Source organism: Mesorhizobium sp. M8A.F.Ca.ET.165.01.1.1 (assembly GCF_004792065.1).
In the GTDB taxonomy this organism is placed as follows: domain Bacteria; phylum Pseudomonadota; class Alphaproteobacteria; order Rhizobiales; family Rhizobiaceae; genus Mesorhizobium.
On the sequence record NZ_SRTH01000281.1, the window covers coordinates 1 to 278 of the forward strand.

The following is a 278-nucleotide window of genomic DNA, read 5'->3' on the forward strand; positions in this document are numbered from 1 at the left end:
CTCCGCCGCACCATGGCCGAAGGCGACAGCCATCTCTTCAACACCCTGGTGCTCGACATCCACCCTTACGTGCAGGACCAGATGTTCGCCGAGCGCGAGGGCATTTTCGGCAGGCGACTGGTGGCGGGCGCGTTCGTATTCTCCGCCGGGCTTGGCCTCGTCGCCACCAATTGCGTCAACGCCTTTTCCTACGGCTACGACAAGCTGCGCTTCATCAAGCCGGTCTTCATCGGCGACACCATCTATTCGATCCGCACCAACATGGCGAAAAGGCCTCG

At 61.5% G+C, this 278-nt stretch carries 1 protein-coding gene; it reads left to right on the forward strand.

The window, feature by feature from the left end; all coding sequences use genetic code 11:
* Nucleotides 1–278 (forward strand): MaoC family dehydratase (locus tag EN808_RS36095; protein WP_135918288.1); only part of this gene is annotated, 278 nt, incomplete at both ends.